General features: G+C 28.9%; 23 protein-coding genes, 1 rRNA gene and 1 riboswitch. Of the genes, 23 read left to right on the forward strand and 1 reads right to left on the reverse strand.

Going from position 1 to position 20,897, the window contains the following annotated elements; genetic code table 11:
- Nucleotides 1-161 precede the first annotated feature (161 nt).
- The 15 genes from ACVHXK_RS10360 (at nucleotide 162) to ACVHXK_RS10430 (ending at nucleotide 11,346) form a co-directional block, all read left to right on the forward strand.
- The gene (locus ACVHXK_RS10360) at nucleotides 162-1,934 is read left to right on the forward strand and encodes a methyl-accepting chemotaxis protein (RefSeq protein WP_461206317.1); all 1,773 of its coding nucleotides are present in this window, start codon (nucleotides 162-164) and stop codon (nucleotides 1,932-1,934) included.
- A 162-nt stretch (nucleotides 1,935-2,096) separates the two neighbouring features.
- Nucleotides 2,097-2,231 carry a DUF1361 domain-containing protein gene (locus tag ACVHXK_RS10365; protein ID WP_461206318.1) on the forward strand — a complete coding sequence of 45 codons (135 nt, stop codon included), beginning with the start codon at nucleotides 2,097-2,099 and terminating at the stop codon, nucleotides 2,229-2,231.
- Nucleotides 2,232-2,428: 197 nt separating this feature from the next.
- Entirely contained in the window at nucleotides 2,429-3,007 is a 579-nt protein-coding gene (locus tag ACVHXK_RS10370) for a hypothetical protein (protein ID WP_461206319.1), read from the forward strand.
- A 52-nt stretch (nucleotides 3,008-3,059) separates the two neighbouring features.
- Nucleotides 3,060-3,410, forward strand: coding sequence for a hypothetical protein (locus ACVHXK_RS10375; RefSeq protein WP_461206320.1), 351 nt, complete (start codon nucleotides 3,060-3,062; stop codon nucleotides 3,408-3,410).
- A 15-nt stretch (nucleotides 3,411-3,425) separates the two neighbouring features.
- Nucleotides 3,426-3,959, forward strand: a complete 534-nt coding sequence (locus ACVHXK_RS10380; protein ID WP_461206321.1) for a dihydrofolate reductase family protein — start codon at nucleotides 3,426-3,428, stop codon at nucleotides 3,957-3,959.
- An 83-nt stretch (nucleotides 3,960-4,042) separates the two neighbouring features.
- On the forward strand, nucleotides 4,043-4,519 hold the full coding sequence (locus tag ACVHXK_RS10385; RefSeq protein ID WP_461206338.1) for a GNAT family N-acetyltransferase: 477 nt from the start codon (nucleotides 4,043-4,045) through the stop codon (nucleotides 4,517-4,519).
- A 48-nt stretch (nucleotides 4,520-4,567) separates the two neighbouring features.
- Nucleotides 4,568-4,664: riboswitch (guanidine-I (ykkC/yxkD leader) on the forward strand.
- 90 nt (nucleotides 4,665-4,754) lie between these two features.
- Entirely contained in the window at nucleotides 4,755-5,144 is a 390-nt protein-coding gene (locus tag ACVHXK_RS10390; RefSeq protein WP_461206322.1) for an ACT domain-containing protein, read from the forward strand.
- 548 nt (nucleotides 5,145-5,692) lie between these two features.
- On the forward strand, nucleotides 5,693-6,232 hold the full coding sequence (locus ACVHXK_RS10395) for a DUF5698 domain-containing protein (RefSeq protein WP_461206323.1): 540 nt from the start codon (nucleotides 5,693-5,695) through the stop codon (nucleotides 6,230-6,232).
- Nucleotides 6,233-6,346: 114 nt separating this feature from the next.
- Nucleotides 6,347-7,114 carry a HipA domain-containing protein gene (locus tag ACVHXK_RS10400; protein ID WP_461206324.1) on the forward strand — a complete coding sequence of 256 codons (768 nt, stop codon included), beginning with the start codon at nucleotides 6,347-6,349 and terminating at the stop codon, nucleotides 7,112-7,114.
- A complete protein-coding gene (locus ACVHXK_RS10405) occupies nucleotides 7,111-7,599 on the forward strand; it encodes a hypothetical protein (protein WP_461206325.1) in 489 nt (162 codons plus the stop codon). Before ACVHXK_RS10400 ends, ACVHXK_RS10405 begins: the two co-directional genes overlap by 4 nt.
- A 516-nt stretch (nucleotides 7,600-8,115) precedes the next feature.
- Complete coding sequence (locus ACVHXK_RS10410; protein WP_461206326.1) at nucleotides 8,116-8,460, forward strand: hypothetical protein; 345 nt, start codon at nucleotides 8,116-8,118, stop codon at nucleotides 8,458-8,460.
- A 245-nt stretch (nucleotides 8,461-8,705) separates the two neighbouring features.
- Complete coding sequence (locus ACVHXK_RS10415; protein WP_461206327.1) at nucleotides 8,706-8,888, forward strand: SHOCT domain-containing protein; 183 nt, start codon at nucleotides 8,706-8,708, stop codon at nucleotides 8,886-8,888.
- A 14-nt stretch (nucleotides 8,889-8,902) separates the two neighbouring features.
- Nucleotides 8,903-9,154, forward strand: coding sequence for an SHOCT domain-containing protein (locus ACVHXK_RS10420; protein WP_461206328.1), 252 nt, complete (start codon nucleotides 8,903-8,905; stop codon nucleotides 9,152-9,154).
- Nucleotides 9,155-9,289: 135 nt separating this feature from the next.
- Nucleotides 9,290-9,973: a response regulator transcription factor gene (locus ACVHXK_RS10425; RefSeq protein WP_461206329.1), complete on the forward strand. Its 684-nt coding sequence runs from the start codon at nucleotides 9,290-9,292 to the stop codon at nucleotides 9,971-9,973.
- Nucleotides 9,973-11,346, forward strand: a complete 1,374-nt coding sequence (locus tag ACVHXK_RS10430; RefSeq protein ID WP_461206330.1) for a sensor histidine kinase — start codon at nucleotides 9,973-9,975, stop codon at nucleotides 11,344-11,346. The genes ACVHXK_RS10425 and ACVHXK_RS10430 overlap by 1 nt, the downstream gene beginning before the upstream one ends.
- 48 nt (nucleotides 11,347-11,394) lie before the next feature.
- On the opposite strand, the gene ACVHXK_RS10435 is transcribed toward ACVHXK_RS10430, so the two are convergent.
- Nucleotides 11,395-11,736, reverse strand: a complete 342-nt coding sequence (locus ACVHXK_RS10435; RefSeq protein WP_461206339.1) for a four-helix bundle copper-binding protein — start codon at nucleotides 11,734-11,736, stop codon at nucleotides 11,395-11,397.
- Between the two features lie 184 nt (nucleotides 11,737-11,920).
- On the opposite strand from ACVHXK_RS10435, the gene ACVHXK_RS10440 reads away from it, so the two are divergent.
- From ACVHXK_RS10440 to ACVHXK_RS10475, 8 genes are all read left to right on the forward strand, one after another.
- On the forward strand, nucleotides 11,921-15,169 hold the full coding sequence (locus ACVHXK_RS10440; protein WP_461206331.1) for a DEAD/DEAH box helicase: 3,249 nt from the start codon (nucleotides 11,921-11,923) through the stop codon (nucleotides 15,167-15,169).
- A gap of 177 nt (nucleotides 15,170-15,346) precedes the next feature.
- Nucleotides 15,347-16,549: an MFS transporter gene (locus tag ACVHXK_RS10445; RefSeq protein WP_461206332.1), complete on the forward strand. Its 1,203-nt coding sequence runs from the start codon at nucleotides 15,347-15,349 to the stop codon at nucleotides 16,547-16,549.
- Nucleotides 16,550-16,747, forward strand: coding sequence for a helix-turn-helix transcriptional regulator (locus ACVHXK_RS10450; RefSeq protein ID WP_461206333.1), 198 nt, complete (start codon nucleotides 16,550-16,552; stop codon nucleotides 16,745-16,747). It abuts the gene before it with no gap.
- A gap of 4 nt (nucleotides 16,748-16,751) precedes the next feature.
- On the forward strand, nucleotides 16,752-16,886 hold the full coding sequence (locus tag ACVHXK_RS10455) for a hypothetical protein (protein WP_461206340.1): 135 nt from the start codon (nucleotides 16,752-16,754) through the stop codon (nucleotides 16,884-16,886).
- A gap of 56 nt (nucleotides 16,887-16,942) precedes the next feature.
- On the forward strand, nucleotides 16,943-18,127 hold the full coding sequence (locus tag ACVHXK_RS10460) for a pyridoxal phosphate-dependent aminotransferase (protein WP_461206334.1): 1,185 nt from the start codon (nucleotides 16,943-16,945) through the stop codon (nucleotides 18,125-18,127).
- 119 nt (nucleotides 18,128-18,246) lie between these two features.
- Nucleotides 18,247-18,438 (forward strand): hypothetical protein, encoded by a 192-nt coding sequence (locus ACVHXK_RS10465; RefSeq protein WP_461206335.1) that lies wholly within the window; start codon nucleotides 18,247-18,249, stop codon nucleotides 18,436-18,438.
- A gap of 372 nt (nucleotides 18,439-18,810) precedes the next feature.
- Nucleotides 18,811-20,241 carry an aspartate ammonia-lyase gene (locus ACVHXK_RS10470; RefSeq protein ID WP_461206336.1) on the forward strand — a complete coding sequence of 477 codons (1,431 nt, stop codon included), beginning with the start codon at nucleotides 18,811-18,813 and terminating at the stop codon, nucleotides 20,239-20,241.
- A gap of 586 nt (nucleotides 20,242-20,827) precedes the next feature.
- A 16S ribosomal RNA gene (locus tag ACVHXK_RS10475) occupies nucleotides 20,828-20,897 on the forward strand; the annotation flags it as partial.

A 20,897-nucleotide genomic window follows, 5' to 3' on the forward strand; every position in this document is an offset into this window, starting at 1 on the left:
GTTACGTTTTTAATGAAAATTATAATTGTACTTATAAAAACATAATAATTCGTTGAAGGTTTATAGAGAATATGTTAAAATATTACTTAAAGTAATGTGTGTTAATTAATAATTATTATGAAAAAGCAATGATAAAAAAACTAATGATGGGGGATAATCAAATGAAGAGTATAAAAAGTAGAATAATATCTATAGTCGTTTTTAGTATAGTACTAGTATCTGTTATGTTAAGTGCTGTATCTTTTTATTCATTAAAGAAAAGTAATGATAGTAGTATCACTTCAATGGAGACTCAGTTAAGGACAGACTATGATACTATGATTAAAAGTCAGGTAGAAATTGTTGTTTCTCAATTAGATGGAATTTATAGTAAAATAGAAACTGGAGTACTTACTGAAGATGAAGCAAAATTAATTGCTGCAGATACTATTAGAAGTGCTAATTATGGTGAAGGAACTTATTTTTGGGCAGATACCGTAGAAGGTGATAATATTGTTCTTTTAGGGAATAAAGATGTAGAAGGAACAAATAGAATCGATTTAGAAGATTCAAATGGAGATAAAATGGTACAGAAAATCATTGAAGTGGCTTTAGATGGTGGAGGATATACAGACTATTATTTTCCAAGATCTGGTGAAACTGAGGCGAAACCAAAAAGAAGTTATTCTAAATTGTACGAGCCCTTTGGATGGGTAATAGGGACTGGAAATTATATTGATGATATAAATACTATGGTTGAAACTAAGCGTACTGAAGCTAATGAACAATTTGCAGTAACTAGTATAATTTTATTTATTATATTAATAATAGCAATTATTGTGGGAGTTATAATATCTCTTTTGATGAGTAAATCCATAGCAAATCCAATAAATAAACTTTTAAATTCTGCTAATTCTCTTGCAGAAGGTGATTTGGACATTGATATTGATGTTGATGTTGATAGAAAAGATGAGATTGGAAAATTAGCAAAGGCATTTAAGAGTATGTCAAGTAATATGAATGATGTTCTTTCGAATATCAATGTGGCATCAGTACAAGTTTCAGCGGGTGCTAGTCAAGTGGCAGATTCAAGTACGGCTTTATCTCAGGGAGCAACTGAACAAGCTAGTTCTGTTGAGCAATTGACTGCTACTATGGAGGAAATAACTTCTCAAACTAAACAAAATGCTGAAAATACAAAGATAGCAGAAGATATATCAGAAACTACTAAAGAAAATGCTTCAAATGGGAATAAGCAAATGAAGCAAATGCTTAAATCAATGGATGAAATTAATGAAGCATCAAAAAATATTTCAAAGATAGTAAAAGTAATTGATGATATTGCATTCCAAACTAACATATTAGCTTTAAATGCAGCGGTTGAGGCAGCACGAGCAGGACAACATGGTAGAGGGTTTGCTGTTGTAGCGGAGGAAGTTAGAAATCTTGCTGGGCGTTCTGCTGATGCAGCAAAAGAAACAACAGAATTAATTGAAGGTACGATAAATAAGGTAGAAGAAGGAACGAGTATTGCTTCTGAAACTGCAGTAGCATTAAATGAAATTGTAGAAGGTATTACAAAGGTAGCGGGTTTGGTTCAAAATATTTCAACTGCATCCAATGAGCAAGCAGTTGCAGCTGATCAAATAAATAATGGATTACTTCAAATATCTGACGTAGTGCAAACCAATTCTGCTACATCAGAAGAAACAGCAGCAGCTAGTGAAGAACTATCAAGTCAAGCAGAGATGTTAAGAGAACATGTTAGCCGATTCAAATTAAAGGAAAATGATATTTCAAATACAGATAATATGGATAGCTTTAATCCAGAAGTTTTAAAAATGCTAGATAATATGAATGATAATAGTAAATCTAAAAAAGTGAAAAAAATTAAAAAAGGAAATCAAAATATTAATAGAATAGAATTAAGTGATGGTGAATTTGGTAAATATTAATAATGTATAAGTAGAGATTGATTTCTCTGCTTATTTTTTTATAGTTAAAATAAATAAATGACAAAATATATGCTAAAAATAGAATGATATATTCAAAGTGCTTAACAAATTATTGGAAATAGATTAAAATATAGACAACGAATTGTTCTGTTATATTTATCTATGAAAATGAATTCTATGTATTTTAGAGTAAAGAAGACTAATTGGCTTATTGTTCTATTTATAATATGGCTATTTTTTTATGCTAATGCGCCTTATATCATTACTGATTTTGTACATTTAAGCTTTATTTTATAAAGGAAGTAAAATGAACTAAAAAACATTGAATTTCAAATTTGATTTTTATATAAATGGAAGATGATTACATTGAGGGAGGATAATAAAGTTTATTGGTGATGGAGGTATAAAAATTGTGGATCATAGATTATCGCTACAATAAGCTACAACACAAAAGTAAGATATTAATATATGCAGAATGAAGTGGGGGAGAAAAAATGAAGAATATGAGAAAAAAAGGTTTAATTGTTATATTGATTGCTATTGTTATTTGTTTTACTGGTTGCACTAGGTCAAGTTCAAATATAAAAAAATATCTTAACACCGGATCAAAAATCGATTTAAATGCAAAAGAGGTTATGCCGAGTCTTGAAGATTTGCCGGAATATCAGGATATTCTATATAGATATACTCATAGGTCCATGATTGTATTTGAATCTGACTCTGTTGCTCTAATTGTAAATTATGATGATGAAACATATAACATCGAAAAAGATAAATTATTAGAAAAATATACTTATTTAGAGGAGAAAGTCGTTGGGATTTTTGATGAAAGTAAATATTTTATCCCTGAATATGAGTTTTCAATAGATAGTTATAATTTTAAAGTAGTGGCTGGAGATGAAGAGTCCAATACTAAATATCCCAAATCCTTTGGCATGATTGGAACATCTGATGAGGAAAAAAGCATAGCATATTTATATTTTTATGATTCTGATTTAGATTATATAGGAGTAGAATATGAGGTACATCCTATGGCTAACTTTGTGAAGGATTATTTTGATTATAATTTTTAGTTTTATATTATTTATAGGTTAAAAATGAAAGGAAAATAATTTATTTATTATTTTGAACACTATATTAAATGTTCCTAAAATTGAAGAGATTTCTTATGTTGAAATTTCTGATATTAGGCTAGATGTTGATGCACGAAAATTTACAGAGATAGAGGAAATAGAAAAGGCAATAAATCTAACTAACTTTCTATTATATAAGCCTGGAAAAGAAGAAGAAGAGCCTTTAGTGGAATTAGTAGTTCATTTAAAAGATGGTGATTCTTTTGGCATAAGTTCAAATGAAAAAACTGTATATGTTAATGGAAAAGGACACAGTCACAAAGGCGATAATGGCAGCACTTTTATAAAAGTTACAGAAGGGATATTTTTCTTTGAGGATTTGGTAGAAGTGGAGAAAAAATAAAAGGAGCATAAACTAATGAGTAGAAATATAATACTTTATATTGCAACGAGTTTAGATGGATATATAGCAAGGGAAAATGGAGCTGTTGATTGGCTAACCGGTGTTGGGGATAACCCTAATGCAAGCAATGGATATGAGGATTTTTATAGTTCAATAGATACTGTTGTAATGGGAAGAACCACTTATGAACAGGTTATTAATGAGTTATCTCCTGATAGCTGGGTTTATGAGGGGAAAAAGTGTTATGTGGCAACTACGAAAAAACGTGAAGAGGATAGTAGAGCAGAATTTATATCAGAGGATATTGCAGGATTTATTAATAAGTTAAAAAACCAACAGGGTAAAGATATCTGGATTGTTGGTGGTGGTAAATTGATTGATCAATTTATTAAGCAAGACCTTGTAGATAAATACATTATCACAATAATACCAACAATTTTAGGTGATGGTATTTCTCTTTATTTGAATGAAAATCCTGAAATTAAACTTAGACTTGTTGAGACAAAAGAGACTGATGGGATGGTTGAACTTAGTTATATCAGGAGATAAATTTTTTTCATAAAATAAAATTCCAAGGGGGTACTATGGAAAAAATAACTTTAATTTTACCGACAAAAGAATATCAGAGGTAAATAATAGATTACAAAAATGAATTTGAATTAGCTGGGGAGACATTACATGGTACTGCGAGACTAGAAAAAGTTGAAGATTTTGATGAATGGTTTTCTATATTAAGGGATAATTTAAAAGAAGAAACAGTAAGAGAAGGACTTGTACCGGCATCTACATATTTAGCGATAAGACAGTGTGATGGTAAATTGCTTGGTATGATAGACATAAGACATAGATTGAACGGATATTTACTTCAAGTTGGTGGACACATTGGTTACAGTATAAGAAAATCTGAACGCAGAAAAGGGTATGCAAAAGAAATGCTTAGTTTAGCATTGGAGAAATGCAAGGATATGAATATTGAAAAAGTACTTATTACTTGTGACAAAGAAAATATTGCATCAGCTAAAACAGTTATCGCAAGTGGTGGTGTGTTAAAAAATGAAGTTGTAGATGAAGAAAGAATTACTCAAAGGTATTGGATTTCTTTAAAATAATTGATTTTACGACTATTCTATGTTAAAATAATTAAAATTAAAGAGCTGGAAATGGTTTTCTAGGGTTCCACAGTTTATAACTGGTTAGGTCCAAGAGAAAACGCACAGATTGATGTGTACACGGAAGGATAAAAGCCTGGGAGATATTAAAATAATATTTCTAAGGGCTTTTTTTTATTTTTATTTATTTTCAAAATAATATCAATATTCACTAAAGAAAGGGTTGGAATAAAAGATGTCAGAAAAGATATTAACAATGAAATTATTAGAAGCAAAATATGGAGTTGCTAGATTAGATAAAAGCGAGCTGATTCCTGAATGGGCAAAGGATAGCGAGTTTTATTCTATAACAAAAACAGCAGATGAATTATCTGTAGTATGCACTGAAAATAGCATACCAAGTGATGTGAAATGTGAAAAAAATTGGAGGGTACTTAAGATTGAGGGTCCATTAGATTTTTCACTTATAGGAATTCTCTCTTCTATTAGTACAATACTTGCACAGAAAGGAATAAGCATATTTGCCATTTTTACATATGATACAGACTATATTCTTGTTAAAGATGAGGAGATAGATAATACGATTGGTGCATTATCTGATGAAAGATATGAAGTAATAAAATAATTTAGGTGAGCAGATAGAGTTATTTTATAATTTTATTCAAGTTCAGATGAAAGGACAACCTTCGAAGATAACTGCGTAGTGTATACTTTATATGAGCAGTTTAAAAAGAGGTTGTCCTTTTCTATATTAAATTATAAGAAAGATTAATTTGCAATTAGAAAGATAATGTGATATAATTAAAAAGTTAGTTTGTTATTTAGAAAATATAAGTAGTGTATAATCAATTAGTTTTTAACAATAATCCTATCATTATTTGCGAAATTATTATAAAGATACGTTCCCTATAATATCTAAGGAGTACTGTAGCTTAGATATCTATATTCTTTTGTAGTAAAAACCCTTAAAAATATTTGAATGATTAGAAAATAAACTTTGTATTTACGCAAAATATCTATAGATTTCCAAAGGAATCATGGAATTATGTGTGATGTAAAAAAATGTTAAAATATAAATTATAGAGCCTTTTTTCTTGTATAATAAATGACATAAATTAGATGTAGATTTCCTGTGGAGATACTACGCAAACATAAAAAAAAGGAGATGTTTTAATGACACAAAGTATGATATTTGCACTTTTAGGTGTATTTTTAATAACGGCATTTACTAATGTTCTAGCAACATTAAAAACTATATTAATATCAAAAAAAATTATGAATCCGGTTTATCTTTTAGTATTTGTAGATGCTATGATTTTTGCAACAATTATTGGGAAAATGAATAGTTCGGAAGGTATTAGTTTTACAATTGCATATGCACTTGGTAGAACAATGGGAGTTTTTATTGGTGGTAAAATAGAAGATAGGTTAGCACTTGGTATTCTTGAGGTGGACGTATTTTTAAACCATAAAGATAAGATGATTCAAGTAGCAGAAAAATTAAGAGAAGCAGGATATACTGTTAATAATTTTGTTGCTGGAGGAAATCACGGAGAAAAGAGATATAAAATTGAAGTAGTAATTAAGAGAAAAGAATTTAAAGTCCTTGAAGAAATTATGGATGAGTGTGGAGTTTATGACCCAACCTTTAAAATTAAAAATTTGAATAAGGTAAATGGTAAAATTAGTACCACAAGAATCAAGACAGCTTAGAAATCTAATTAGGAAGTATTAATTTTTACTACAGTAAAAATATGGGAAAAATATTGTTAATTAACCTTTCTTTAGGATATAATGAAGTTAAGTTAAAAAAAGGGGTAGTATCTTATGAAGATTGATGATTTGAGAGACTTAAGTCTTACTAGCACATCAAAAGGAATGTTATATAAGTGTGTAGGCAATATTGAGGGTAAAAAAGTTTTTATAAAGACTGGAGCAAAATTTAGAAATAAATTTTCAATATTAGAGCCAGTTAGCGAAAGTATAGCAAGTGAAGTAATTAATAGATTTAATGTCTTATGTGCAAGTAATACTATAAGTAGAAGAAAATTACCTGGATTTGATAAAGAAGCAATAGTAAATATTTCTGAAGATTTTTTGAACGATGGCGAATCATTATTGAGTATAAGAAGACTTTTAGGATCTAGTAGTAGAGAAAACCTTTATGGAACTATTATTTCTATAATTCCTTTATTTAAACTTGATATAGATAGAATGATAGTAATAGATTTTCTAATAAATAATATTGATAGACATTTGAGAAATTTTAGTGTAATTCTTAAAGATGGAAATATAGTAAAATTTGCGCCACTGTATGACCATGGATTATCTATGTATGCAGATATACAAGATTCGGAATTAGAGCAAGACAGTATAGAAACATGGGAAATGATAGACGAGTGTAAGCCGTTTTGTGAATCGCATTATAAACAATTAGAATTAATAGGAAATGTTAAATTGCCAAGAGTACCATTGATAGAATTATTTGATATAGTTGATAAATATGGAGAGTATTTGTCCATATATAGAATAGAATGTATTAAATATTTATTAAAAACTAGATATAATCATTTAGTGGAAAGAGGGATATTATGATAGATAAGTACATATTGATGTGTGCAGATATTCAGGTTGGAGACCTCACTTATGATACAAATACTAGAAAATTTTTCTTTAGTAAATATGATAATATAGAAGAAAAAAAATATCTTCCGCTGGGTATGTATACGTACAAAAATTGGAATATCAATTATAAACCTACTCACGAGGATATTATGTTTTGGCTTGAAGATAGAGTAGTACCAAAAGAGAGAGCGAATATTGATGAAATATTGAAGGTTATGGGATTAATTGATTATGATTTCTGGGAGCTATGCAGAAGAACTAGGGCAATGTGTATGGAAGATTATTTTTGGCTAAGCAAAGGTGAAAAATATGAAGAAGTTCACATGCGATATTTATCTGAGAATAACAGGATATACGAAACACCGATTCCTTTTGATGCAGTACCATATCCTGCTGAATATAAAATTGTAGGAAATAAAGTAGTGAGAAATCTTGATAATAATAGTATAATTTAGATAATTATTTTAAAGAAAGATAAATAAGTAAAAAACACCTATTAGTAAAATAAGAGGTGTTTTTTTTTGTTCGTTGAGAGAAAACTATAAAGTAAAAGCTAAAGAGGTTTGATTTATGAATTTATTTTAAATAGTAGGTAATTGGTTATTATTACCGTACATAAAACTATAGACTTGATAATGATTTTCAATTATAGCATTTATTGTGAATAAAAATCATTATCAGGGAGTGTGAAATTTGATTAAGATTATAAGTCTTAGGAAAAATATAAATATTTGGAGCTTACTGAGCTTCTTATTTATTTTACTTATCATAGTACCCAATATTAATGTTTTTATTAATATTTTTAATGCTCCTAATGAAAATTGGACCCATATTCAGAAATACTTACTTAAAGATTATATAATTAATTCTATAATACTAATAATATTCACGGGATTTTTTACTATTTTCATAGGAACAAGCTTAGCTTGGCTTATATCAATTTATGATTTTCCTTTGAGAAAGTTTTATAGATGGGGACTGATTTTGCCTATTTCCAGGGTGTCTATTATTGGTGGGGTAAGTCTTGTGATACTAGAGGGCTAAATGATTATGGAGTTGTGAAATATTTTGGAGTACCGACATTTAGTACTGCCATTTTTCAAACATGGTTTGCTATGGGTGATATAGACTCTGCTATAAAACTATCTGCTTTATTAATGTTATTAGTATTTGGTTTTCTTGCTCTAGAGAAATTAATGCGTGGAAGAAAAAAATATAGCTATACCACTGCAAAAGTAAAACCAATTACGAGAGTTAAATTAAAAGGAACAAAAGGAGTTTTAGTTTCAATATATGCGTTTATAATATTTTCATAAGGAAGCTGTAAATGATTCACTTTCCAAGGCTGAAATTATAGAATGAAGGGATAGTGAGAGTAGGGTAACCTACTTTTTTTATTGTATAGAAAAATATAAATTCATAGCAATAGCTATTTTAAATATTGTGTTATAAAAAAATAAGATTATTGGATGTCTATTTATAGGCAAAATGTTTATAAGTCATATTTGTGCCACATTTTAATTGCACAATAGATTTAATAAATAATAAAGGAGGTTTTAGAATGATGATATTTATATTATTAGGAGTTGCTTTTTTAGTTTATTATTTAGTTGAAGGTAAAGGATCTAAAGATATACTAACAACAAATAGGAGACCACCAGAAGATATCTTGCGAGAACGATTTGCAAATGGTGAGATTGATGAAAAAACATATATTAAAATGAAACAAGCATTAAAACAATAGGGGGGTAGAAAGAAATGATGTTTAATAGAGGGTATTTTGGAAATAGAGGATGTTTTGGTTATGGGATTATGGGAGGATGGAGTAGTTTAATTATGATTGGTTTTGCAATTGTAATTATAATTGTAGCATTAATTCTTTGGAATAAACGTAAAAACTTTTCAGATAATGATGATCAAATACTTTATGAATTAAAATTGAAATATGTACAAGGTGAAATTTCTGAAGAAGAATATCTAAGTAGAAAAAACGTATTAAAAAGTAAATAGGAATATGTTTTTGCTTAGAGAAATGAATACAATTTTATTGAAGTAAAGGAAATTTTGCTGAAATTAATGTAATTTAGGGTAATAAAGTGTATGCTATAGGGTATATATTGTAAAATTTTTTAGGAGGTGAAAAGGATGATGTTTAGTGTATTAGTAGTGGAAGATCAAAAGGAAATTAGCCATATTGTAATTAAATATATGGAAAAAGAAGGCTATAGATGTTTCTTAGCTGAAAATGGATTTGAAGCACTAGAAGCATTTAACAAAACGACCTTTCACCTCGTATTACTTGATATTATGATGCCTGGTATTGATGGATTTGAAGTGCTAAGAGAAATACGGAGAATATCAGATATACCAGTTATTATGTTAACAGCAAAGCAAGAGGAAGTTGATAGGTTAAAAGGATTTGATATAGGTGCAGATGACTATGTTATTAAACCTTTTAGTCCAAGAGAGTTAATGCGACGCATAAAAGTAATCTTTAGAAGATTATATAATGGCAATGATGAGATAATCATAGAAATTGAACAATTAAAGCTATACACAAAAGCTATGAGATTATTTAAAAATGAAGAGGAAATAAACATAACTTCTACTGAATTTTATTTATTACATACTTTTATGAAAAATAAAGGTCAAGTTCTAACGAGAGAACAACTTATGCATTTATCTTTTGGATATGACTACGAAGGGTTTGACCGTAATATAGATAGTTATATTAAGCGAATACGTCAAAAGATAGAAGAAAATCCTAAAAAGCCAACACTACTCATTACAAAGTATGGAGCGGGTTATATTTTTGGGGGTGATAAGTAATGAGTATTAATAAACTATGGCTAATGATTTTAACATTAGTAGCAATTATTTCAATCGCAATTAATACTCTTATTTTAACTTCATTGACAGACAGATATTTTAATGAATACATATCAGAAAATTATGAAAACCATTTGTCCCAAATTATTGATTACACTGAAAAAGCTTTGCTTGAAGAAAGTGTATCTTATACTCAAATGGAAATTGAACTAGAAAATCATTTAAATGATCCTATTATTGGTATTAAACTATATAATTCTAATGGGGACATACTTGCTTATGTTAACGATAGTTATGATATGTCAGGAATGATGATGAATGGTAAAATGATGAAGAATATGTGGAATAGTACCCAAGATGAAGTAGACCAATATATTATAAAGAGTGAAGGTGAAACTATTGGTATACTGAGCATTACAAGATACAGCTCAGCAGAAAATTCTTTTGTGGCTCGTATGTTTAAGTCTACACTTTTTATGAATAGTCTTTATGCAGTCATTATTGCCATAACAATTTCGATTGTGGTTGGTATTTTTGTAAGCAAGAAAATGGGTAAGGCATTAAAAGATACGGCTGATATGGCTCTAAATATTGATTTTGGTAGTAAGGGGGAACCAGAAGAAACAAGTATTACTGAGATTAATACTATAAGAGAAAGCTTAAAATCATTAGATGAACGTCTTAAAATAAAACAAAAAAATAGGAAAGGTTTGATTGATGAATTGGTACATCAAACTAGAACACCTCTTACTGTTTTGAAGTCTCACTTAGAAGCAATGGAAGATGGTATCGTTGAAATGACAGATGAAGAGATATCTATTTGTCAAAATCAAATAGAAAATATTACATTAATTATTTCTAATATGAGTGGTATGATTGATGGTATTCGCGATGTTTCTGAAGTAATGATTGAACCTTTTGAGTTTAATCAACTTATTAAACAAATTATAGTAGGTTTGCATACTCAGTTTGAAAAGAAAGGTATCAATTTAGAATTGGTATCAAATGGAAAAATAAGTATGGAAACAGATAAGTATAAGTTAAGTCAATCTATCTATAATGTACTTACAAATGCTTATAAATATACTAATACCGATGGAAATGTAAGAGTGAGTTATAGAGTTTACAATGATAAGCTGATTTTAGAAATTCAAGATAATGGTATTGGTATTGCTCAAAAGAATATAGATAATATTTTCAATGCGTACTACAGGGATGATGCTGTTATAAACATAAAGGGTGAAGGGATTGGCTTATATATTGTAAAAGAAAATTTGAGTATGATAAAGGGTAACATTATAGTAAAATCAATAAAAAATGAAGGTAGTAGTTTTTTTGTTGAAGTACCCGTTAATTTTTATAATCAAGGATAGAAAACTAGCTAGATTTGTATTTACACAAATCTAGTTACTTTTTTTAATTTATTTAGACATAGTTTCACATTCGGTTGCACATCTATTGCAGATGTCAGCACAATTTGTGCAATGATCTTGTGGAAAACTAGAACATTCTTCTCCACAAATTCTACAAATTTGAGAGCATAAAGCACAGATTTCTTTTGAAAACTCACTATCTCTAGCCATAAATTGAGCAGCTACAAGGCAAATGTCTGCACAATCTCTATCTAGCTTTATGCATCTAGTCATCATTTTTACGTCTGCATCATTTAAACAGGAAGTTGCACACCATTCGCATGTTTGAGCACAATCTAAACAAATATCAATACATTTTTGGTACTTTTTATTGGATGTTATAGTTTTCATCACAATGTATCACTACTCGTATTATTAATCTATTACTTATACTAGTATAGGTAATATATTAAATTTATATTCTTCAAAAAAAATGTATATGGATAAATTTTCAGGTGATTCTTAAATTTAATATTATATTGCAATCTATGATATAATTAAGAGTAAATTCAAATTATATTGATAGGGTGAGAATATGATAAGTGAGGATAAGTTATTACAAATGTTTAATGAAGATACTAGCGGTAAAAATCATGCAAAGGGTCAGAGAATTCTTAATAATGATTTAGTATCTGATATAGAGATTACAAGCGAAGATAATTTTATTTATATAGAAGGTAATGTTATTTCTGAAAATCTTTTTAATGAATATAAAACACAGATTGAGATTGATAAGGATAGCAAGAGTATTTTTTCTACATATTGTAGCTGTTTGGATTATGAAAACAATGAATTTAAGAAAAAAAACTACTGCTGTAAGCATTTAGTGGCTACTTATTATAAATCTTTAGATCAATTGATTCAGCTTCCTCTTTTTAAAAGTTTAGAAGTAGTAGATACTACTATATTTAAAGAAAAAAATAGTATTTTATCGATGCTTATAGGAGATGACAAAAATAAGGATGAAATCAGATTGGATATTTATATAAATAGAAATCAGTGGGATCATAATATTTCGGCTTATTTTAAGATTGGACTTAAAGCTATGTTATCAAAGACACTTTATGTTTTAAAAGATTTAGAACACTTCATTGTTTCGTATAATAATAAATTTCCAGTGAAATATAGTAAGAATTTTACTTTTGATATAAAAAATCAAAGATTAAGTACAAAGGATAAAAGATTAATTGACTTTATAGAAAAAGTTAAAGAAATAAATGGAAAACAAAAGTATGTTAATAGGAGGGAATATAACGCTATAAATGGTAAATTTATAAATATACCTAAATATTTAATTAGAGAATTTTTTGAAATAATAAAAGACCATAGAGTTTATTTGAGTGATGGTTTTTTTAATAGAGATGTAGACACTGAAATCTTATTGCAGGCACCTCCTATAAATTTTGATTTAAAGACCGTAAAAGGTGATTATATATTGAAATCGCCTGAGGGGATGCCTATAGTTTTAGGGGATAAAAATGATGTATATCTTTATGGAACGTCAATATATTTACCAGAGTACCAATTTTGCTACAAATTAAGTCCATATCTTCAAGTGTTTAATGAAGCAAAAGTTGTAACTATGGATAAAGGAGAGGAAGATACTATATTAAGAAGGTTGATTCCAGACCTTAATAGTATTGCTACTCATGTTTCTTTATCTAAAGCGATAAAGAATAAAGTAGTTATGGATCAGTGTGAATTTAATTTTTATTTTGATCAAAAAGGTAAGGAAATTACATTAATATTAAAAGTGAAGTACGGAAAGTATGAGTTTAATATATACGATGATTGTAAGGAAAAGATTATTTATAGGGACTCAAAGAAAGAAGAAACAACTATAAAACTTCTTAATTCGTTAGGGTTTGAACAAATAAAAGAGAAATTTCGTTTTATGTGTGAAGAAGATTGTTTATTTAGATTTTTTAAAAATGAAATAGAAAAACTTCAAGAAATTGGGGAGGTTTATTATTCAGAGAATTTTAAAGGACTTAAATCTATAGGTGCAAAGGGAATTAGTGGAGATATTAAATCAGGAAAATATAATTATTTTGAAATGGATTTTAAAATTGGGGATGTACCATCACAGGAAACTGCTAATATTTTAAGAGCATTTAGAGATAATCTTAAATTTTATAAGCTTAAAAGCGGAGAATTTCTAGATTTAGAGGAATTAGAACTTGCAAAGTTTTTAAAGTTATTGGATGTAGTTTCACCTATAGATATGGATGAGAATAGTATAGAAATTGCTAAAAATAAAGGTGCCTTTATATATGATTATCTAGAAGAAAATAATCTTCGATTTATAAAAGGTAAAAATGAACTTAAGGAAATAAAAGAAAAGTTCAATAATATAGAGAATCTGAAATTTGAAGAACCGGTAGAGTTAAAGGCTACTCTTAGAGAATATCAAAAAATTGGTTATAATTGGTTTAAAACTTTAGACTATCTAGGTTTTGGTGGAATACTTGGAGATGAGATGGGGCTTGGTAAAACAATTCAAGCCATTACATTTATATTATCCAATAAAGGAAGTAAAACGTTAATTGTAGCACCGACTTCATTGACATATAACTGGCTTAGTGAGTTTAATAAATTTGCTCCATCTGTAAAGGCTGCTGCGGCAAATGGTTCAAAAGAGGAAAGATTAGAGATATTAAAGAACATAGAAAGTTTTCATGTAATAGTGACTACTTATAATTTAGCAAAGCGAGATTTAGAAGAATACAAGAAAATAGATTTTGATTATTGCATATTAGATGAAGCTCAAAATATTAAGAATCCTCATTCCCAGAATGCAAAAGCTTTGAAGGAAATAAAGGCAAAAACTAGATTTGCCCTATCGGGTACACCTATAGAAAATTCACTTATGGAACTATGGTCAATATTTGACTTTATAATGCCAGGATATTTATATGACGAGAAAAAATTTAGTGTAAGATATCATAAAAAATTACATGAGAGTAAAGAGGTATTAGAGGAATTAAATAAACTTATAAGACCTTTTATACTGAGACGGAGAAAGAAGGAAGTATTAAAGGAATTGCCTGAAAAAATAGAAAAAATACTTATGGTTGAAATGAATGATGAACAAAAGAAAATTTACGGAACTTATGCAAATCATGCAGTAGAACTTATTGAAAAGAAAGTAAAAGATGAGGAGTTTAAAAAGAGTAAGCTAGAGATACTTGCCTATATTACAAAACTAAGACAACTTTGTTTAGATCCTTCTGTATTAATTGATGATTATATCGGTGGAAGTGGTAAAATCGAAGCTTTGATTGAACTTCTTCAGGGAAGTATAAATGAAAAACATAGGATACTTGTTTTTTCGCAGTTTACCTCAGTTCTTAAAAATATAAATAAAAGACTTACAGAAGAAGGAATATCTTATAGTTATCTAGATGGCTCAGTCCCTTCTGCTAAGAGAATGAAAATGGTAAAAGCCTTTAATGAAGAAGAAACTTCTATATTTTTAATAAGTTTAAAAGCCGGAGGAACAGGACTTAATCTTACATCAGCAGATATAGTAATTCATTTTGATCCTTGGTGGAATCCAGCAGTAGAGGACCAAGCCACAGATCGAGCGCACAGAATAGGACAAAAAAATGTAGTGGAGGTTATAAAAATTATAGCCAAGGGAACCATTGAAGAAAAAATAATTGCTCTTCAAGAAGAAAAGAAGAAACTAATATCAGAATTATTGGGAGATGAATTAGCAGGAGGCGAAAGTTTGGGAGCTATGAGTGAAGAGGATATTCTGGGATTATTTGAGATGAAATAATCGTAATTTGGCATACAAGACGTATAAATATACAAATTAATTTATAAAAATTGATAAAATTACTTAACAAAACTTTGCAAATAGTTTAAAATATATGCTATATAGTATTAAATTATCAATAGCAATATAAATGTTTTAATAAAAAGATATAAAATCTTAGGCTTGAGGGGTATTTTAGTGAAGACAATAACAAATAATCCTGTAATGGGAAACGAAAAAAAAACAAGTAATTTTACGAGGCTTATAGCAGTATCATTTGGTCATTTTATCAATGATTTTTATATGAACTTAATTCCACCAATATTATTTTTATTTGCAACTAGTTTATCATTAAATTTAACACAACAAGGTTTTGTAGCTTTTGTGATCACAAGTAGCGGTTCTTTTGCACAGCCTATTATAGGCAGTATTGTGGATAAGTATGGCAAAACATATTTTTTGATTTTATCAATTATATGGATAGGAATATGGATGAGCTTAACTGGAATAGTTACTAATTATTATGTTTTTGTAATAGTAGTTTTCATGGGGGCTTTAGCATCATCTTTATATCATCCTTTAGGAAGCGCAACAGCTACAATGCTTGGGAATAAAACTAGGGGTAAAAGTATTTCGCTTTTTATGACTATAGGAGGACTAGCAGCATCAGTTACACCACTAATAACTATACCGATAGTGGAGAATTACGGTGTTGATAAGTTGGTTTATTTTATGATTATAGCTTTTATTTCGGCATGGATTATGTATGCACTGCAAATTCATAAGATAGAAATACCGGCTAAAGTTGATAAAAGAAAAGATTTAGATAAAAAGATTGATAAGACTAAATTAAAGTGGATATCTATTATGGTATTTGTAGCAACAAATAAAGTTTTTATAGTAAGGTCGTTTTTGACTTTTGGAATACAAATATTGGTTTTGAAAAACATAGATATAAAAATTGCTGGGATAATACTTTCTGCGTATTTATTTTTGAATGTTGCAGGAACGATAGCTGGTGGGTTTTTGAATGATACATTTGGTAGCAAAAGGGTAATACAAATATCAAATGTAATAGCTGTTTTTGTAGTACTACTAATTGTTTTTAGTCCAAAGTTTCTTGCGGTTATAGCATTTATATTTTTAGGATTTGTGTTTAATTGTACTAATGCAGCGAATATAGTGTACACACAGGATTTGATGCCTGATAACATAAATACGGGTACAGGGCTTATTATGGGGCTTTCCGGAGGGATAGGAGGTTTAGGGATTTTTATATTCGGAAAACTGGGAGACCATTTTGGATTAATCTCAGCAGCGGCTTTTGTACTTATTCCGTTAATTATGGTAAATATATTAATTTTATTTTTACCAAAAAAATATAAAAATATGGGGGAATAAATGAATAATAATTTGAAAATGCATAGAAATAAAAGGGGATTAACACAAGGGGAATTGGCGAAACAATTATCAGTTACAAGGCAGACTATAAATTCAATAGAAAATAATAAATATAATCCTACACTTGAGTTAGCATTAAATTTGGGGAGATTTTTTGAAGTTCCAGTTGAGGAATTATTTATTGCAATGGAAGAATAATATAATGAACAAAACTATAGGGATATTGGCACATGTGGATGTTAGTATAGGTATATGGGGGCACATTGATTTTTCAAGTGAAATGGAACGAACCATCAAGATTACTAATTATACTATTAGTATAATTAGTCCAGTTTAAGGAATAGATTTACATGCACGTAAATATAGCAAATTAAATATGGGAGGGGCATTTTTATGGTATCTGATAAAATGTATGAATTAGGAAGTAAAAGCTCTATAATAAGAGAAATATTCGAATTTGGGATGAAGAGGAAAGCTGAAATTGGGGCTGAAAATGTATTTGATTTTAGTTTAGGAAATCCTAATGTACCTGCACCAGAAGCTGTGAAAAAAGCAATAATAAATATTTTAGAAGAAGAAGAACCTACAGCAATACATAGTTATACTAGCGCACCAGGGAATTTAGAAGTAAGAAAAACTATAGCTCAATCTATTAACCGTAGATTTACTACAGAGTTTGAAGCGTCCAATATTTATATGACTGTAGGCGCAGCAGCATCAATAAATATATGCTTTAATGCACTTGCAAACCCAGGGGATGAAATTATTACATTTGCTCCTTTCTTTCCTGAATATCAATGTTTTGTAGAAGGGGCTGGAGCAAAATTAGTCATTGTTCCTGCACATGTTGAAGATTTTCAAATTGATTTTGTAGAGTTTGAAAAAAGAATAAATGAGAAAACAAAGGCGGTAATAGTAAATACTCCAAATAATCCATCAGGAGTAGTTTATTCAATAGAAACTATTGAAAAACTTGTAAAATTACTAGAAGAAAAATCAAAAGAGTATGGGAACGTAATTTATCTAATTTCTGATGAACCTTATAGGGAAATAGCATATGACGGAGTTGAAGTACCATATCTAACTAAATATTATGAGAGTACTTTTGTATGCTATTCTTATAGTAAATCACTATCAATTCCTGGTGACAGAATGGGATATATTGTTGTTCCAAGTGAGATGGAAGATTTCGATGAAGTGTATGCTGCAGTATGTGGTGCAGCTAGAGTACTTGGATATGTTTGTGCCCCAAGTCTTTTTCAAAAAGTTGTTGCTAGATGTGTAGATGAAACTGCTGATATATCAATATATGAAAGAAATAGAAATGTATTATATAATGGTTTGAAGGAAATTGGGTATGAGTGTGTTAAACCAGAGGGAGCTTTTTACTTAATGCCAAAATCTTTAGAAGATGATGCTTATGCTTTTTGTGAAAAAGCAAAAAAATATGATTTGTTGTTAGTACCAGGAGATGATTTTGGATGCCCTGGACACGTTAGAATATCATATTGCGTTAAGACTGATCAAATAGAAAGATCTTTACCTGCTTTTAAAAAATTATATGATGAATATAAATAATACAAAATAAGGTAAAGAATTTGAACTAGTATTTTTCCGAAAAAAATGTATTTTATTATGAAATAGTAACATACTATCACTGTGAAAGATTTGATTATAAATTTATGGAGGTAGTACGAATGAAAGGTAAAAATGCAAGACAAAATGTTCAACAAGTATGTAATGAATTAGAACAATGTAAATCTCAACTAACTCAAGCAGTTAGTACAGTTGAAAAACCACAAAACAAACAGCAAATCCAGCAAACTTTAAACGCTGTTGAAAATGCTTGCCAGCAAGCAAAAAATACTCTAGATAATTATCAAGAATAATAATCAATATTATAAAATAAAACCTCGTGTCTTCACGAGGTTTTATTTTTTTTTCTTTACTAAAGAACCCTTTGGTGAATGATATCATATTAAAATTATTAAAATTATTATTAATTTGCTTGTATTCTTTAATTTTACACATTGTTATTTAATGATTTCTAAAAAATTTAGACTAAGAAAAAATGTATATAAAATTACGTAGTGATTATTTCGGTTTGGGGATGAAAAAAAGGCCAAAACAGAATAAAACATGGTTTTTTCAACAAAAACAAGATAGTTTACGGTAATTTACTATGTATATTGAATAATTTACTATAAAGTGCTAATATTTATCTATAATATTTTTGGGGATTATAAATGGGAGGTATTGTTATGGAATTCAGAATGGAAAAAGATTCAATTGGATCAAAATTAGTACCAAGTGGAGCTTACTATGGTGTGCAGTCATTAAGAGCTGCAGAAAATTTTAATATAACAGGTCATAAAATGAATAGAGAATTTATATATTCCCTAGCAGAAATAAAGAAGGCAGCAGCTATAGCAAATGGTAGAGCTAGACTTATTAGCAAGGATATTGAAAAGGCAATTAGCTTAGCTTGTGATGAAATACTAGAAGGAAAATTATTTGATGAATTTATTATAGATCCTATACAAGGTGGAGCAGGTACTTCTGCCAATATGAACGCTAATGAAGTTATAGCGAATAGGGCAATTGAAATTTTAGGTGGAGAAAAAGGAGATTATTCTATTGTTCACCCAAATGATCATGTAAATATGGGACAATCAACTAATGATGTTATTCCAACAGCAGGAAAAATAGCATCAATAAGATTATTAGATAAAGCGATAATGGAATTAAAAAGTTTAAGTGAAGCACTAGGAACCAAAGGAAATGAATTTGATGATGTTATAAAAATGGGAAGAACTCAAATGCAAGATGCAGTACCTATTAGATTAGGACAAGAGTTTATGGCCTATAAAGCAGTAGTTAATAGGGATATAAAAAGGCTAGAGCGAGCAAAAGAAGAACTTAAAAGTGTAAATATTGGTGGAACGGCGATTGGTACAGGATTAAATGCCGACTATATATATTTTAATAAAATAGTCTCTATACTTAGTTTTGTAACAAGTATAGATTTGATAAGAGCAGAAGATTTAGTAGATGCAACACAAAATTTAGATTGTTTTGTTGATGCATCTTCAGCGATAAAAACGTGTGCTGTCAGTCTGTCGAAAATTTCTAATGATTTAAGACTTATGTCTTCGGGTCCAAGAACTGGTTTTGGAGAGATAAATTTACCAGCTATGCAAAATGGATCTTCAATAATGCCAGGCAAAGTTAATCCTGTAATTCCAGAAGTTATGAGCCAAGTTTCTTATAATATAATTGGAAATGATATTACAATTACAATGGCAGCGGAAGCTGGACAACTTGAATTAAATGCTTTTGAACCAATTATATTTTATAATTTGTTTAGTTCAATAGAAACGCTTACTAATGGAGTAAGAACTTTTGTTAAGAATTGTATAGAAGGAATAACTCCTAATAAAGAGGTATGTTCAAGATTAGTAGATAATAGCGTTGGAATAATTACTGCAATTTGTCCTTTCATTGGATATGAAAAAGCGGCTGAAATAGCAAAATTTGCGCTAAAAACTGGAGAGTCTGTTAAGGATATAGTCATTAGAGAAGGTATTCTTGATAAAATTCAATTGGAAAATATATTAGAACCATTTAAAATGACTCAAGCTGGGGTAGAAAGGTCATCCGATTATAAACCTGTATTATCAATAGTATCATAATGGTGAAAATTTTATGTACTAAGGTTTAAAATATAATAAAAGTTATTATTATAAGTAATTGTTTTTATAAAATTAGGATATAAGAAAGAATATATTGTTTTATTATCATGTATTCTTTTTTTATATTCTATGTAGTTCATGAGTTGTCGGTATTAATTAATCGCAAATTGATTGTAAGTATTAATATAAATAATAATTTATAAACTAACCTATATTTAAAACATAGTCGGATGAAAACAAAGAATTATCAAGGAAACTTATCGTGGCGTATCACTATGAGAAAAAAGCAGATAATTGCTGAAAAGGCTTGTAATATGAATTTAATTTAACTATATAAACAATAGTGAAAAGACAATGGTTTTTATATTTGATATTATATACGAGTCGCCGAAATACTTCGGTCTGGCAGTAGGAAATTATTAATCAGAAAATTTAAATAACTTTTAAATTTTACTTGACAGAATAGTTTCAAACATGGTATGATGTAAAAGTTGCTAAAACAAAGCAACAGAGTATTGATCTTTGAAAACTAAACAGAGATTTAAGCCAGTCAATAAATATATTTTTGAGTAAAGATTGAACTTTTCAAATTGAGAGTTTGATCCTGGCTCAGGACGAACGCTGGCGGCGTGCCTAACACATGCAAGTCGAGCGAT

The organism is Clostridium sp. DL1XJH146, from assembly GCF_054819755.1.